This is a genomic window from Anaerococcus sp. mt242 (assembly GCF_016798225.1).
Classification (GTDB): domain Bacteria; phylum Bacillota; class Clostridia; order Tissierellales; family Peptoniphilaceae; genus Anaerococcus.
The window spans coordinates 14,177-29,247 of record NZ_JAEUYX010000015.1 but is presented as its reverse complement, the minus strand read 5'-3'; the positions used below and the strand labels follow the sequence as shown (position 1 = coordinate 29,247).

Below are 15,071 nucleotides of genomic sequence, written 5' to 3'. Positions count from 1 at the left end.
CATAAAAAACTGACCTCCTTAAGTTGATTAGGTCCAACTTTAAGGGGTCAGTTCACATAGGGGAATTTTTATATTTCTCTAACGGCAAAAGTTTCTTTGCTTAGCTTATCCAAGTATTTTTTCATTTTTAGTCTTCTTTTGAAATTTAAATCTTTTTTATAAACAAGTGGGTTTGCTGAGTTTATTTTTCTTTCTTCATTTTCAAAGTCTTCTCTAAATTCAGGGTCTAGATTATCGATTGTTTGACCTAAATCTAGATTATAGTATCTAAACTTCTTATCTCCTATTATTTCTTCTTGTTTATCAAAAATTAAATCTTCAATAGCAAGTTTTGAAGTATTTACTCCATTTAGACTTGCAAAATAATGGCTACGACCTTGGCGTAGATTTATTTCAAAGGCATAAAATTTGCCAGTTTTGGTATCTTTTTTAAAATCAATGTTAAATAAACCAAAAACACCTAAGGTTTCTACAATTTTTCTAGCATAGTCAAATAAGATTTTTTCATCAGAGTCAATTTTTGCAACAAAATTTCCAATCCATTCTACTCTTTTATCAAGTAAAATATTTCTTGAAATTGCCATAGAAATAGTGGATTTTGATCTATATCCTTCGATAGTGTATTCAGTTCCATCTCCACCAGCTACAAATTCTTGAACTAATACATTGTAATTGTAACCATTGTTAAAAATATTTGCCAAAATTTCCTGAGTTTGTTTAATTGATTTTGAATGATATCCCTTTTGCCAACCTTCAAAATCTAATGTTTTATAAAATACATCATTGTCTGGCTTGATAAATACTTCTTCTGGAAAATTCAAGTTCATATAGTTTTTATTATTTGCTATAAAAGTTTTTGGTGCAAGATCTAAGTCACTTATCTTATCATAAAAATCATTTTTTGTTGAAAGTCCTCTGATAACTTCAATATCCGCATAAGGCATAAGTGGTTTAAAGTTTAAATTTTCTATATTTTTAAGGGCAAATGTTCTCATAACATCATCCGGAGCAAAAATTATAAAGTTTTCGTAATCACTTTTGTAATCTTCGTAAATATCATCCAAAACTTCTTTAAAAACTTCTGGATCTTTTGAAAAATTTGTTTTTTTATAAAATTTGATGATTTTAGAATCCACACATGGCAATAAAATCGTAGATGTTGCTACAACTGGATTTATGTCATAGGCTTCGTGGATTTCTCTTGCTATAGAATATGTATTTAGGTCTGAGCCTAGGATAATTGGTAAAAATTTGTTCATTCTGTCTCTCCTATTTTGCTTAAAAGGCTTGTCAATAGTGATATCTATTATATAATCGTATAATATAAAAAGCAAATCCTAGAATTAAGGAGAACTTTATGAAAAAATTAGGAATCTTAGGTGGAATGGGTCCACTTTGTACTGCAAACTTTTATCAAAAAATAGTACAAAATACCAAAGCAGACAAGGATCAAGGCCATATACCTACTATAATAATTTCAGATCCGCAAATACCAGATAGAACAGCAGCGATTTTAACTGGTAAAGATGAAGAAATTTTACTTAAAAAATTTAAGGAAGACTTAGAAAACTTAGAAAATCAAGGCGTAGATAATATTGCAATTCCTTGTAATACCATGCATTATTATTACGACACTTTTAAAAATTACACAAAAGTCAACATTATAAATATGGTAGAAGAAACGCTTTTGTATTGCAAAAAAAATAATGATATAAATATTGCGGTTTTGGGAACAAAAGCAACAATGTCTTGTGGGATTTATGAAAAATATGCTGGGGATATTGGCATAAATATTATCCCAATGAATGATAAAATCAAAGATTTTACCATGGATACAATTTATAAAATAAAAGAAACAAATGAAACTAATCATCCAGAGTTTTTGGATATGATAAAATACTTGAAAAATACAGGTGTAGATGCAATAATACTTGCTTGCACAGAGCTTTCACTAATTGATAATATAACTTCATATGATTTTGTCATAGATGCTATGGACATCTTAACCTATGAATCTATAAAAAAATCCGATTTCGAATTAAAACTTTAACTAAGATTTACAAAGTTCATAATGTCTTTATAAATTTTTAATATTAGCTCTGTTATAATTAATCTGTTAACGAGGTGGCATTATGACTAGAAGAATAAAATCAAATAAAAAATATAATTACCTCACCATTCTTAGGGCAATCGCTTTTTTTGGAGTTTCTCTATTTCATACCTACTCGCACTTTGTGCCAGGTGGATACTTAGCTGTAATTATATTTTTAGTTTTATCAGGATTTTTAACAGTTAAGACAGCTGATTTTAAAAATCAAGAATTAAAAACAAAATTAAAGACAAAATTTATAAATATACTCTCACCAGTTTATTTGATTATGGCAATCTCCCTCATATTTTCATTTATTTTTGCAAGAACCATATTTGATGATAGCATCAAGTCTGCTATACCAGTTGCATTAAATATTGAAAATATTAGGCGAATCTTAGCTGGCGATGACTATTTTAACCAACTTGGCAATTTCAATATGTTTTTGCATATGTGGTATGTTTCCCTCTATATGCAATTTATTGCAATATTTTTTACAATTGATCAATTTTTAAGAAATCCTAAAAAGGATAATAAAAGAATCCTTGTATATGGTTCTTTGACTCTCATAAGTTTTATATCAATGTTTATATTTGCAAAATCAAATGCTGATATTACGAGGATTTATTACGCTATAGATACAAGATTCTCTGCTTTTAGTCTTGGTGCTCTTGCATATTTAATTAATAAAAAAATTGATAAAACTAAGCTTAAACTTGAAATAAATCCTAAAATTGCAATTATAATCCTAGGGCTTCTAGTGATTGTTCCTTTTTTTGTAGTAGATGGAAAAGATATTAAAGCATATCGAGGATTTTTTGTTATTTATACAATAGCAGTTGCCCTTTTAATAACTTTTTTATATAATTTTGAAAATTTATCATCGAGCAATAAGCAAAATAGACATGGTTTTATATATAAATTTTTATTATACATTGGCGAAAGATCTTTCTACTTGTACCTGTGGCAATATATAGTGCAAATTTTTGTAGTATATTTTTCTCCAGGACTCATGGATAATATTTTACTTAATCTGTTAATCCAATTCTTTATAATAATAATTTTAAGTGAATTTACTTACCATTTATTAAAAACAAAGAGTTTTAAAAAATATATCTTGAGTGGATCTCTACTTGTTTTTGTAATTTTATCCATAACATCTCTTGTACTGGGTAATAGCAAAAATGATGAAATCAATAATCTACGCAATGATATAAAACAAAGTCAAGAAAAGATTGATCAAGCCAATAAGGAAATAATAGAAAAAAATAAAAATCGAAAAGAAAAAATAGAAGAAAAAAATATTCCTAAGACAAAGAAATTAGAGAATAACTTTAAAGAAAAAGCCTACGATGACTTTGATTTTAGTGAAAAGGAATTAGAATTTTTAAAAAATCTCAATATCACAGCTGTTGGTGACTCTGTTATAATTAATGCTGACTCATATATCAGAAAATTTATCCCAAACTTTTATCTTGATGGTAAAGTTGGTAGAGATATGGTTTCAGGTCCTGATATCCTATCTCAAATTAAAAATAACTACGGCCTAGCTGATATTATTTTAATCTCACTTGGTTCGAATGGCTCAGCTAATGAAGCAGATTTAGAAAAAATTATGCAGATTGCAGATGGCCGTGATGTATATTTTATAAATACTTCCCACACCCAATCATATATGGAATATGTAAATAAAAATCTAGCAAGTTTTACAGAAAAAAATGATAAGGCCCATCTAGTAGACTGGAGAGAATTTGTAAAAGACAGACCAGACCTATTAGCACCAGATAGGACACATCCAAATGTAGAGGGATCAGATGATTTTGCAAAACTAATTATGAGAAAGATTTTGAATGTGAATAGGGTTTCTGAATAAAAAAATCCAAGCAATTAAGCTTGGATTTTTAATTTTATTTATTTTTCAACTGGCTCGATTTTTTCTTTACCACCCATATACATTCTAAGTGGTTCTGGGATTTTTACGCTGCCGTCAGCTTGAAGTAGATTTTCTAAAAATGCTATAAGCATTCTTGGTGGAGCTACAACTGTGTTATTTAATGTATGAGCAAAGTAAGTTCCGTCTTCTCCACGTAATTTAATACCAAGTCTTCTTGCTTGAGCATCTCCTAGGTTTGAGCAAGATCCTACTTCAAAGTATTTTTGTTGGCGTGGGCTCCATGCCTCAACATCTACTGATTTTACTTTAAGATCTGCTAGGTCTCCTGAACAACATTCTAGTGTTCTTACTGGTATTTCCAAGCTTCTAAAGAAGTCTACAGTATTATTCCACAATTCATCATAAAATTTCATAGAGTCTTCTGGTTTACAAATTATAACCATTTCTTGTTTTTCAAATTGGTGGATACGATATACTCCACGTTCTTCGATGCCGTGAGCTCCTACTTCTTTTCTAAAACATGGAGAGTAGGATGTCATTTTAAGCGGCATTTTTTCTTCATCATTGATTGTATTTATAAATTTACCAATCATTGAGTGTTCAGATGTACCGATTAGATATAGGTCTTCTCCCTCGATTTTATACATCATATTTTCCATTTCTTCAAAGCTCATAACACCTGTTACAACTTCGCTTCTTATCATAAATGGAGGTATATAATATGTGTATCCACGGTCAATCATAAAGTCTCTAGCATAAGAGAGAATCCCTGATTGTAGTCTTGCTATATCTCCTTTTAGATAATAAAAACCAGATCCGGAAGTTTCACGAGCTGCATCTAATTCTATACCATCAAAACTTTCCATAATATCAACATGGTATGGTACTTCAAAATCTGGCACTACTGGCTCGCCATATCTATCGTTTTCCACGTTTTCGCTATCGTCTTTACCAATAGGTACAGATTCGTCGATAATTTGTGGAATTTTTTGCATTCTAGTTTTGATTTCTTCTTCAAAATTTCTAGTTTCTTCTTCGATATGAGTCAATCTATCGTTGATTTCTCCTACATGAGCCTTTGCAGCTTCTGCTTCATCTTTTTTGCCTTGGCCCATAAGAGCACCGATTTCTTTTGAAACTTTATTTCTTTCTGCTCTTAGATTATCTCCCTCAGTTTTTACAGCTCTTCCCTTTTCGTCAAGCTCTAAAACTTCATCAACTAGGTGTAATTTTTCTTCTTGAAATTTCTTTTTGATATTTTCTTTTACTAGGTCAGGGTTTTCTCTAACTAATCTTATGTCTAACATTTTTTCTCCTTTTTTGCATAAAAATAGACCATCATCCTACATGGGACGAAGGTCTCGTGGTGCCACCCAATTTTTATGTATAATTACATACTTAAATTTAAAAAGCTAAAGGTAGATTCACTATTAACCACCAAAGATTTTCACCAACCATCTTCTCTCTAAAGGTTTTATAATAGTTACTAAGTCTTATCATCGCTCATATTAACTTAAGTATAGTATATACCAAAAGTTTATTTTATTCAATTATTTTCTGCTTTTTTGAAATTAATAGTACAATTATTAAAGAAATCCCAAAAACAAAAACAAAGGCGAATCCTGATGATCCTAGCGGCAATTTATTTATACCATTTACATAAAAATTATTATTAAATCCAAGGGCACTAAGGGCATCTGCAAAACTTACAAGAGCCACAGCTCCTATTGATATTTTGTAAGCTAAAGGACTAATATTTCCCCTATCTATTAAATTTAAAATATAAAGACTAATTACAATTGGATAGATAAATAACAAAATCGGGATAGATATTTCCATAATTTTGTCTACTCCCAATATCGATAATACAAAAGAAATAATCACTCCAATCCTTACAAAAAATTTGTATGATAGCTTTTTAAAATTGTTTGCAAAAATAGATGCAAACGCTGATACGAGTCCTATTGCTGTAGATAGACATGCGAAGCCTACTACTAAACTTAGGATAATTTGTACATTTCGCCCTAAAAGATTTTCTGATATAGTTATTAAAAGGCTTGTTCTATTTAAATCTGGATCAGCAAAGGCAATTGATTTTGTACCTACATAAGTAAGACCAGTATAAACTACTACTAAACCAAAAACAGCAATTAATCCTGAATAAATAGTTGCCCTGATCAAGTCATTTTTTTCACTGATTCCTTTATTTCTAAAATCTTCTAAAATCATACCAGTAAGAAATATCGGCCCTAGTGAATCCATAGTTTGATATCCTTCTATAAATCCTGCGGAAAATTTGTTGCCAGCTGTTGAATTCAAAACTATATTAGGATACATAATTCCCCTTACAATTAATATAGCTAATATGACAAGAAGGGTTGGGGTCAAATATTTGCCTACCCTATCAATTACCTTTGATCCATTTATAGTTAAAATATATACTAGAGCAAAAAATATAAATGAAAATAATATTTTATTTATATTTGGATAAAAAGGACTAAGGACAACTTCAAAAGTTGTTGCACCAGTTCTAGGGATTGAGAGCAAGGGCCCCACAAGTGTTATGCATATTAAACTTAGGATATTTCCAAAATTTTTACTAATCTTGCTTCCAAAATCATTTAAATTTGCTGACCTAAAGCTTAATGCTAATATCCCCAAAAGTATTAGAATAGAATCAGAAAGATTAAAACCAAGGGATGCTAAAAACCAATCTTTACCCGAATTTATACCTAAAAATGGAGGGAAAATTAAATTGCCCGCACCAAAAAATATAGCAAAAAGGGCAAATCCTGAAATAATTATTTGTTTTGTATCTAAATTTTTTTGCTTCATTGCTTTTACCTGCTTAAGTGTTTTACTTTATATTATACAAGTAAAATTAAAATTAAAAACTATTTTATCTCATTATTTTGATCTAATTTCTCCTCTATCTCATTTAGGTGTTTGTGTATATCACGGATGATGATTTCTGTTTTAAGATTTACTATATAATCATCTTCTGCCCTTTGTCTGTCCTTTTCCTCTTGACGATTTTGACTCATCATTATTAGTGGAGCTTGGATGGCAGCTACACATGATAAAACTAGATTTAAAAGTATGAATGGATATGGATCAAAAGCCTTATCTTTCATTTTTATATTTATAAACATCCATAGGATAAGACATGCCACAAAAATAATTATAAAAGTCCAAGATCCAGCAAACTTTGCTATTCTATCTGCAGCTTTATCTCCAAATGAATAATTATCTTCTTTATTTCTTTTTTGCTTTGATAGGCTATCTTTGATTAGCATTACTATTTGTTCATCATCTAAACCTAAATCATTATCTAGAATATTTCTAAGAATTTCAGCCTCATTTTCTTTATGATTTTCCATAATTTTCTCCTAAGAATTTTTTCTATTATATTTTATTCTCTTTTATAAAAAAATAAAGATGGCTAAATTGCCATCTCATTTAATTACATAATCTATTGCTTTTTGAGGGATGCCTATGTCTTCGACAATGCACTTATTTTTATAAATTGACCTTTCATAAACACCTTTTTTCATCAATTGCATAGAAACTATCAAGTCGCAATCGACAATTTCACCCCAGCTGTCCCCACTTGACGAATCAAGTCCTGAAGGCACATCTATTGAAATAATATATTTTAAAGATCGGTTTATAAGGGATATCACATATGCATATGTACCAGATATTGTTCGATCAAGTCCAGTGCCAAAAATCCCTTCGATGATTGTAGAAACATTGGAAAGATTTTGCTCCATAAATTCTAAGTCTGCAATTGTTTGTAAGGGATAAATACTTTCTGTAAGATTTTTAACTGCCTCATAATTTTGCAAAAATTCAGTACTTGCTTTTTCAGTGTTTCCAACAATATAAATATCTACATAATATCGCCTAGCTAGCAAATTTCTAGCAATAGCAAGTCCATCAGCTCCATTGTTTCCAATTCCAACTACTATTGCAAAAGTTTTTCTAACTTCTAGATTAATATTTTTTATTACCACAAGAGCTGCCCTTTCTACCAGAGCAAGAGCTGGAATTTTTAACTCATCTATGGCATACTTATCAATTTCTATCATCTGGTCTTTGTCAACAACTAGCATTTTTACCTCAAAATTTTCTTGTTTTAAGTCTCAAATCTTCACCAAATATTTCAAAAACTTCACTATTTCCAATAATTCTAGAAAAAATCCTATCCCCATAAGTATCTGATAGGCTTGTTTCATCAAAGTTAGTAGAAAAAATAATTGGCTTTCCAGCAATCATTCTATTATTAACTACTTCAAATAAATTTGCAGAATCATTTTTACTGGATGGTTCACTTCCTAAATCATCTATTATTAGTAAATCACATTCTAGGATAAAATCAAATTGATCTTGATGTTTTGCACGTACTTCTTCAAAAGCCCAATTGTAGTCATTTAAAAATTTAAAAAGTCTTGAAGAGGTCATATAAAGGACTGAATAATTGCGATCTAAAATTTCTTTGGCAATGGCATTGAGTAAGTAAGTTTTCCCACGTCCTACATCACCAAAAATATATAAATTGTGACTGACCTTATCAAAATTATTTATAAATCCATACAAAGATTCTTTTATATGCTGAATATTTTCATAAGGTGTAATGGGATAATCTCTATAAGGATTATCAGAAAATAATGAATCATCAAAATTTCTAAAATTTTCTATGGATATTAGATTTCTAATATTTGATTGATTGTAGTTTTCATCAATTATTAGTTGTTTGCGACAAGAACACATTTGAGTTCCAACAAATCCTGTATCTTTGCAAATTGGATGATGATATCTTATCTCCATATAATCTTTTGAAAATCCATTTTGCTCTAAGATATTTATTTTTTGAAGTCTTAAATTTTTAAGGTCATTTTCTTTTTTTTCTGTATCAAAACCCTTAAGCCCATCTTGAATTATAGAGTAACCAAGCTCTTTTATATTTTTGTCTAAAGACTCCATACTAGGAATTTTGTGATATACTTCATTGATTCGTTTTTGTTGGTCGATTAGATTTTGTTCACGCCTTTGAGATAGGATATTGGATACTTTGTTGTTAGTTTCCATTTTAATCCTCCCCTAGCATTTTTCTAAAACGTTCTTCACGAGCTTTTTGGGCATAGTTTTTAACATCATCATTTGTAGAAGATTTTTTCCTATATTGGCGTGGAAAATTATTACGTGCAAGTTTTTGGCGTTCTTCACGCATTTTTAGATCACTTAGAGTAAAGACTCCTTGGTCACGCCAGGTTTTTATGTAACCTAGGACATATTTTACATCCATATTCCCATTGGCTTTTCCTTGACGAAAAGCTTCTGTCACTAACTCTGGATCAGAATCATAGTCTATTAAAGTTTCCTGGATACGAGTAATATCTGCTGGGGTCAAACTTCTATCTAGTATTCTTTCTATATTATCAAACATAATTGACTTTCTGCCTGCCTGATCAAAGCTAATTTCATTATCACTTTTACTATTATCACCATAGTACATTTGCCTTAGAGATACTATTTCTATGAAATTTTCTCCCCTTGGATTTTTCTTCTCACGAAAAACTCCCATATTTATCCAAAACTCTATACACTCATTAAATTTTTCTTCTGTAAATGATAATTGTTTTTGGATTTTTTTTATATCTACAAGTCCAGTATTGTAGGCATCTTTGTAGACTAAAAGATAAACCTTAAGCGCATCTCCATCTGCCATTTGGACATAGGTGTTTAAAAACATATTTTCAAAAGCTGTCATACCTAAATCTAGCTTTACATCTTGCATCTTAAAGTTCATAATAATCTTCCTTTGCTAAATTCATAATAAGTATCTTGGAAAAAATAATATCTCTCTTGCCCTCAAAATATCTTTCGTCAAATTCTATATTTTGATTTTCAAAAACTTCTGTTTTTTTTCCACATTCTTTAAAACCCAATTTTTTATATAGCTTTATTGCTCTTTCATTAAATAGATTTACTTCAAGAATCATCTCTCTAAATTTTAATTCATTAAAATAATAGTCTAAAAATATGGACATGGCTTCATATCCATAACCTGCTGAAACAAAATTCGGATCAAAAACTATGCCTAGTTTTGCTTTTTTGGTAAGTGGATTATAGTTTTTTAGGCCCATAAAACCTATAAATCTATTATCATCAGTCTTTTTTACTGCAAAATATCTCTTGCGTGGTGTTGTTACAGAATTATACCAAAAATTAATTTCAAAGTCTGTTAGGCCACCGTAATTATATCCAGCTAACCTAGCATCATCAAACTCTCCCCGATCCTTAAATCCATATGCTGTTTCGCGATTTATTTTTTCTATATAAACTCTATGCTTGTCTTTCAAATTATGCATCTTCTTCCCTATAGCTTAGGTCTCTAAAGGTTGTGCATGGTTTGTTGAAAAATAAATCAAGGGTTCCCGTTGCACCATTTCTGTGTTTTGCAACTATAACTTTGGCAATATTTGGATTTTCTTCCTCATCGTAATAATCTTCACGATATAAAAGCATAACTACGTCTGCATCCTGTTCTATGGCCCCTGATTCTCTAAGGTCTGATAAGATTGGTTTATGGTCTGCTCTTTTGTCTGCTTCACGGGATAATTGGGCAAGGGATAAAATTGGGCAATTTAATTCTTTGGAAAGTGATTTTAGTCCACGGGAAATAGAGGCAATTTCATTTTGCCTATTTTCTTGGCGGCCATCTGCTTGCATAAGCTGAAGATAATCGATTACTACAAGATCTACCCCTACTTCAGCTTTTAGTCTTTTTAGTTTTGATCTCATTTCTGATAGGGTGATACCTGGGGTTTCATCGACATATAAATCTTTTTGTGCAATTTCTTTTGTAGCGGTAAATAATAACTCCCACTCATCATCCTTTATCCTACCATTCATGACCTGTTCTAGATCAATCATGCTTACCATGGATAAAAGTCTATAATTTAATTGGAGAGTGGACATTTCAAGAGAAAAAAATGCAACAGATTTTCCTTCTCTGGCTGCATTCCATGCCATTGTAAGGCCTAAGGCAGTTTTCCCCATAGCTGGACGAGCTGCAAGTAAAATTAATTGGGCTGGCTGAAGACCTGAAAGTTTGAGGTCGATAGTTGAAAGTCCAGTTCCAACACCTGTAATTTCTCCATCATTTAGGGATAATTCGTTGATCACTTGGACAGTTTCATCAAGGGTGTCAGCTACTTTTATCAAACCTTCGTTAAGTTTGCTTTGGGATATATCAAAAATCCTTCCCTCAGCCATGGATAAAATGGAGCTTACATCTTCATTTTGCCTGTAGCTTACATCCATAATATCTTCACTTGCCCCTATTAGACTTCTAAGCAATGCTTTTTCTTTTACAGTTTTTGCGTATGTATCGATATTTGGAGTATAAAATGAGGAGAGGGTAATCTCAGTGATAAACTCCTCCCCTCCAACTTCTTGTAATATATTTTCATTCTTAAGCTGGGATAATAAACTTATTTCATCAACCTTAATGTCTTTTTCAAACATAGTGACGATTGATTTATATATCCTCTGTGTCCTAGAATCATAAAAGTCTACAGGTTTTATTATTTGATTTGCCTTATCGAAAGTCTCATTTTTTTTGATTATACTTCCGATAATAGCTTTTTCTGCTAAGAAGTCGTATGGAAGAGGCCTATTTGCCTCTGTCACTATTGAACCTCAGCTACAACTTCTACTTTAAGATTTGCGTTTACTTCTGGGTAAAGTCTAACATTTAGATTGTATTCACCAGCTCCATCAATTTTTTCAACGTCTTCGATTCTTTTTCTATCGATCTCGATTCCTTGTTCTGCAAGTGATTCTGCAAGGTCTTTGTTTGTTACTGATCCGAATAGTTTACCATCTTCACCAACATTTACTTTTTGAGTAATTGTAAGTGCTTCGATTTTTTCTTTTAATTCTTCAGCTTCTTTTCTATTTTCTGCTTCTTCAGCTTTTAATTGTGCTTGCATTTCTTCAAGCTCAGCCATATTTTTCTTTGTTGCTTCTACAGCTAGTCCTTGTGGATTTAGGTAGTTTCTGAAGTATCCTGGTTTTACGTCTACTAAATCTCCTTTTACACCTACTCTTACAATATTATCTGTTAGTATTACTTTCATTTTCTTCTTCCTCTCTTAAATATTCATTTATTGCTTTTTTTAGCATATCTTCAGCATTTTCCATGCTCATGTCTAATTGGGTCGCAGCCGCTGTTAGGTGGCCTCCCCCGCCGATACGTTCTAGTATTAATTGTACCGATATATCGCCAAGGCTTCTACCAGAAATGTGGATTTTATTATTAGCTTTTGTGAGTACAAAAGATGCTTTTACACCCTTTATAGTTAGCAAATCATCAGCAGCCTGACTTGCAATTAAGCTAGATCCATCTATATCTCTATTAAAATGAGCTATGGCAATCATATCATTTACTATACTCGAATCTGCTATAACTTCCGACTTATATTTTACAATTTCAAAGTCATCTTTAAACATACGTTTAATATACACAGAATCAGCTCCCCAGCGTTTTAATATGCTGGCTGCTTCAAAGGTACGGACTCCTGTTTGATAAACAAAATTTTTGGTATCTACAGTTATTCCTGCAAGAAGGGATTCTGCAATAGATGTTCTAGCCTTAAAGTCTTCATCCAAATAATTTAATATTTCAGTTACAAGCTCTGATGCACTTGAAGCATATGGCTCTATATAAGAAATAGTTGCTTTTTTGATATAGTCATTGCCACGTCTGTGGTGGTCTATGATAAATATTTGGTCTGTCTTTTCAATTAAACTTGGTGCCTCTGTTGAGTTTTTCCTATGGTTATCACAAACGACTACAAGTGATGAAGGCTTTATGCGGGCAAGGGCTTGGTCTTCTGTTAAAATATTACCTTCAAGCTCTTCTAGAGTACTAGTAGTACTTGCATACATATTTTCTATTTGTCTAGGCACTTCGTTAAGTACGATATAGGCATCTTTCTCTAAAAATCTTACGCCCTCATAAACTCCAAGTGATGACCCAAATGAATCCATGTCTGGATTGTTATGGCCCATGATATAAACTTCGCTAGAAGCATTTATCATTCGTCTTAAAGCACCAGATATTACTCTTGATTTTACTTTTGAAGTTTTTTCAGTAGCCTTTGACTTTCCACCAAAATATTCGTAGTTATCATCAATTTTTACAACTGCTTGGTCCCCTCCACGGGAAAGAGCAATTTCAATTGCAACTCTTGAGTCTCCATATATCTCGCTAGGATTAGCACCAGAAATACCAGCACCTATAGATAAGGTAGGATTGATAGTATTTCCAGCTTCTATTTCTCTAATATCATCCAAAATCGAAAATTTTTCATCATGGATCTGTTGGTAATCTTGATACTCCATGATCACCATATATCTGTCATTTTCATATTTTCTTACGATACCGTTGTGACCATTAAAGTACTCATTGATTATTCTATCAACAGCACCTAGAACTTGAGGTCTATTAACTGAATTTGTTGAACTTCTTAGATCCTCATAATTATCTAAGTAAACTGTAAAAAATACTAGCCTTTTATCCTTAAATAATTGCTTAATAGACTCATCATAGGAGTTATCGATACCATATAGAAAAGTTTCTGTTGTTTTTAATTCCTCATTAAATACTGTTGAAAAATAAAATTGCATGGACTTATCATCTATAACTATTGTTATAGGCTGGATAACATCCTTATCACTAAAGTCGGTATCTTCAAAATCGGAAATTAATTTTTTTATATCAACTCCAACTAAATCTTCACCTGGAAACAAATTTCTAAAATATCCATTATGCCATTTAATATTTGCTCCATCATTTAAAACTGCAATAGGAAAAGGCATCTCAAAAACCAAATTTTTTGTGATACTATCAAAACTTAAATGCACATCATCTACGTATCTTTGGATAGCTTTTTCATTATAATCTCTTTGATTTTGCAAAAAAAAGTAAAGAGCTCCGCAGCCTAAAATAGCTATGGCCCCAAATATTTGGTTATAATAGAAAATCCCAACTGATGTGATAACCGGAAGAATCATTGTATAAAAAATATTTTCATTAGCTTTATTTGAATTATTTTTCATCTATCCTCCTTATCTTTTTTCTAAAATCAACAAATATATCGCTTATGCCTAACAAAATAAAGATAAACATAAAAAAATAGAAAAACATTATAATAAAAAACCATCTCATACCACGAGAAATAACTCCGGCCCTTCGCATTGTCAGATAATCATAAGTTAGAATACCATTTAAAATTAAAAATATAATCACAATGGCTATAAGATTTGCACCTATATATTTTACAGGCACACTTAAAACAAAGCTTAATACAAAATAAATCACTAAGCAAATTGCAATTAGTGTGATGAAATTACTTTTACTAAGCCTAATGGTATTTAAGTTTTTGATATCCTCGCCTTTATTTTTGTAGGCTAAATAATTTCTCACTATTTTTAAGGAAAACAAACTATAAAGCATAGCAAGCCCAGACAAAATAGATGGATAAAGGGCAAATGATGTTTCATAAACCCTATCTGGGATATCATATTCCAAACTAGACGAAAAAGCTTCTTTCATTTCATTTGCCATATCAGCAATACTGATATTTTCAGTAATCATTTGATATTTATATATTCCAATAAATAACAAACTTGCTAGGGCAAAATTAATGACTATCTGGTATTTATCAGATAAATTAGATTTTATAAGTCCTATTTGGATCAGTGACAAAATTAAAATCGGGATGAAAAATAAGCAATTTTGCTTAATATCACCAAATATTAGCCCAATTAAAAACGAACTGGCAAAAACTATTAAAAATTCACCAATTCCCTTATCTAGGCCAATAGCAGAAAAAATAATTGGTATGCTAGCAAGCAATAAAAAACTATCTCCTGCTGTGATAGTTAAAATACTGACTAGGCATATGTAAAATAAAATATTTACTATCTTATTTATATTTTTACTAATGTCCATAAAATTCCTTTCACTTAATTTTAGCATAAAGGTTCAAATCGAACAATTTGATTTATATATTT

14 protein-coding genes and 1 other annotated feature are annotated in these 15,071 nt (G+C 30.9%); of the genes, 2 read left to right on the top strand and 12 right to left on the bottom strand.

The features are described from left to right. Positions 1-68: 68 nt before the first annotated feature. The gene (locus tag JNO63_RS06715) at positions 69-1,259 is read right to left on the bottom strand and encodes an ATP-grasp domain-containing protein (protein ID WP_203127772.1); all 1,191 of its coding nucleotides are present in this window, start codon (positions 1,257-1,259) and stop codon (positions 69-71) included. Between the two features lie 98 nt (positions 1,260-1,357). On the opposite strand from JNO63_RS06715, the gene JNO63_RS06710 reads away from it, so the two are divergent. Both JNO63_RS06710 and JNO63_RS06705 read left to right on the top strand, forming a co-directional pair. Continuing rightward, positions 1,358-2,050: an aspartate/glutamate racemase family protein gene (locus JNO63_RS06710; RefSeq protein ID WP_203127770.1), complete on the top strand. Its 693-nt coding sequence runs from the start codon at positions 1,358-1,360 to the stop codon at positions 2,048-2,050. A gap of 82 nt (positions 2,051-2,132) precedes the next feature. Then, positions 2,133-3,962: an acyltransferase family protein gene (locus JNO63_RS06705; protein ID WP_203127768.1), complete on the top strand. Its 1,830-nt coding sequence runs from the start codon at positions 2,133-2,135 to the stop codon at positions 3,960-3,962. A gap of 38 nt (positions 3,963-4,000) precedes the next feature. Here the strand turns inward: JNO63_RS06705 and serS are convergent, their stop codons facing one another. From serS to JNO63_RS06650, 11 genes are all read right to left on the bottom strand, one after another. Then, a complete protein-coding gene (gene serS / locus JNO63_RS06700; RefSeq protein ID WP_203127766.1) occupies positions 4,001-5,290 on the bottom strand; it encodes a serine--tRNA ligase in 1,290 nt (429 codons plus the stop codon). 38 nt (positions 5,291-5,328) lie between these two features. Beyond that, positions 5,329-5,492 (bottom strand) — a binding site (T-box leader). Positions 5,493-5,525: 33 nt separating this feature from the next. Next, the gene (gene brnQ, locus JNO63_RS06695) at positions 5,526-6,818 is read right to left on the bottom strand and encodes a branched-chain amino acid transport system II carrier protein (protein ID WP_203127764.1); all 1,293 of its coding nucleotides are present in this window, start codon (positions 6,816-6,818) and stop codon (positions 5,526-5,528) included. 59 nt (positions 6,819-6,877) lie between these two features. Beyond that, positions 6,878-7,363 (bottom strand): DUF1003 domain-containing protein, encoded by a 486-nt coding sequence (locus JNO63_RS06690; RefSeq protein ID WP_203127762.1) that lies wholly within the window; start codon positions 7,361-7,363, stop codon positions 6,878-6,880. 75 nt (positions 7,364-7,438) lie between these two features. Continuing rightward, the gene (locus JNO63_RS06685) at positions 7,439-8,098 is read right to left on the bottom strand and encodes an NAD(P)H-hydrate epimerase (RefSeq protein WP_203127760.1); all 660 of its coding nucleotides are present in this window, start codon (positions 8,096-8,098) and stop codon (positions 7,439-7,441) included. Positions 8,099-8,105: 7 nt separating this feature from the next. After that, positions 8,106-9,074, bottom strand: coding sequence for an ATP-binding protein (locus JNO63_RS06680; protein ID WP_203127757.1), 969 nt, complete (start codon positions 9,072-9,074; stop codon positions 8,106-8,108). 1 nt (position 9,075) lies between these two features. Then, complete coding sequence (locus JNO63_RS06675) at positions 9,076-9,795, bottom strand: DnaD domain-containing protein (RefSeq protein WP_203127755.1); 720 nt, start codon at positions 9,793-9,795, stop codon at positions 9,076-9,078. After that, on the bottom strand, positions 9,785-10,357 hold the full coding sequence (locus tag JNO63_RS06670; protein WP_203127753.1) for a GNAT family N-acetyltransferase: 573 nt from the start codon (positions 10,355-10,357) through the stop codon (positions 9,785-9,787). The genes JNO63_RS06675 and JNO63_RS06670 overlap by 11 nt, the downstream gene beginning before the upstream one ends. Beyond that, positions 10,350-11,681 (bottom strand): replicative DNA helicase, encoded by a 1,332-nt coding sequence (gene dnaB, locus JNO63_RS06665; protein ID WP_203127751.1) that lies wholly within the window; start codon positions 11,679-11,681, stop codon positions 10,350-10,352. Before dnaB ends, JNO63_RS06670 begins: the two co-directional genes overlap by 8 nt. After that, positions 11,681-12,130: a 50S ribosomal protein L9 gene (gene rplI, locus JNO63_RS06660; protein ID WP_203127749.1), complete on the bottom strand. Its 450-nt coding sequence runs from the start codon at positions 12,128-12,130 to the stop codon at positions 11,681-11,683. The genes dnaB and rplI overlap by 1 nt, the downstream gene beginning before the upstream one ends. Beyond that, positions 12,108-14,114 carry a DHH family phosphoesterase gene (locus tag JNO63_RS06655; RefSeq protein WP_203127747.1) on the bottom strand — a complete coding sequence of 669 codons (2,007 nt, stop codon included), beginning with the start codon at positions 14,112-14,114 and terminating at the stop codon, positions 12,108-12,110. Before JNO63_RS06655 ends, rplI begins: the two co-directional genes overlap by 23 nt. After that, the gene (locus JNO63_RS06650) at positions 14,104-15,009 is read right to left on the bottom strand and encodes a hypothetical protein (RefSeq protein WP_203127745.1); all 906 of its coding nucleotides are present in this window, start codon (positions 15,007-15,009) and stop codon (positions 14,104-14,106) included. The genes JNO63_RS06655 and JNO63_RS06650 overlap by 11 nt, the downstream gene beginning before the upstream one ends. Between the last annotated feature and the right edge of the window lie 62 nt (positions 15,010-15,071).

Bases quoted from the DNA above. Each gene is read 5' to 3' on its own strand.
- JNO63_RS06715 (WP_203127772.1), bottom strand. From the start codon at position 1,259: ATGAACAAATTTTTACCAATTATCCTAGGCTCAGACCTAAATACATAT.
- serS (WP_203127766.1), bottom strand. From the start codon at position 5,290: ATGTTAGACATAAGATTAGTTAGAGAAAACCCTGACCTAGTAAAAGAA.
- JNO63_RS06705 (WP_203127768.1), top strand. From the start codon at position 2,133: ATGACTAGAAGAATAAAATCAAATAAAAAATATAATTACCTCACCATT.
- JNO63_RS06655 (WP_203127747.1), bottom strand. From the start codon at position 14,114: ATGAAAAATAATTCAAATAAAGCTAATGAAAATATTTTTTATACAATG.
- JNO63_RS06710 (WP_203127770.1), top strand. From the start codon at position 1,358: ATGAAAAAATTAGGAATCTTAGGTGGAATGGGTCCACTTTGTACTGCA.
- brnQ (WP_203127764.1), bottom strand. From the start codon at position 6,818: ATGAAGCAAAAAAATTTAGATACAAAACAAATAATTATTTCAGGATTT.
- rplI (WP_203127749.1), bottom strand. From the start codon at position 12,130: ATGAAAGTAATACTAACAGATAATATTGTAAGAGTAGGTGTAAAAGGA.
- JNO63_RS06685 (WP_203127760.1), bottom strand. From the start codon at position 8,098: ATGCTAGTTGTTGACAAAGACCAGATGATAGAAATTGATAAGTATGCC.
- JNO63_RS06670 (WP_203127753.1), bottom strand. From the start codon at position 10,357: ATGCATAATTTGAAAGACAAGCATAGAGTTTATATAGAAAAAATAAAT.
- JNO63_RS06690 (WP_203127762.1), bottom strand. From the start codon at position 7,363: ATGGAAAATCATAAAGAAAATGAGGCTGAAATTCTTAGAAATATTCTA.
- JNO63_RS06675 (WP_203127755.1), bottom strand. From the start codon at position 9,795: ATGAACTTTAAGATGCAAGATGTAAAGCTAGATTTAGGTATGACAGCT.
- JNO63_RS06650 (WP_203127745.1), bottom strand. From the start codon at position 15,009: ATGGACATTAGTAAAAATATAAATAAGATAGTAAATATTTTATTTTAC.
- JNO63_RS06680 (WP_203127757.1), bottom strand. From the start codon at position 9,074: ATGGAAACTAACAACAAAGTATCCAATATCCTATCTCAAAGGCGTGAA.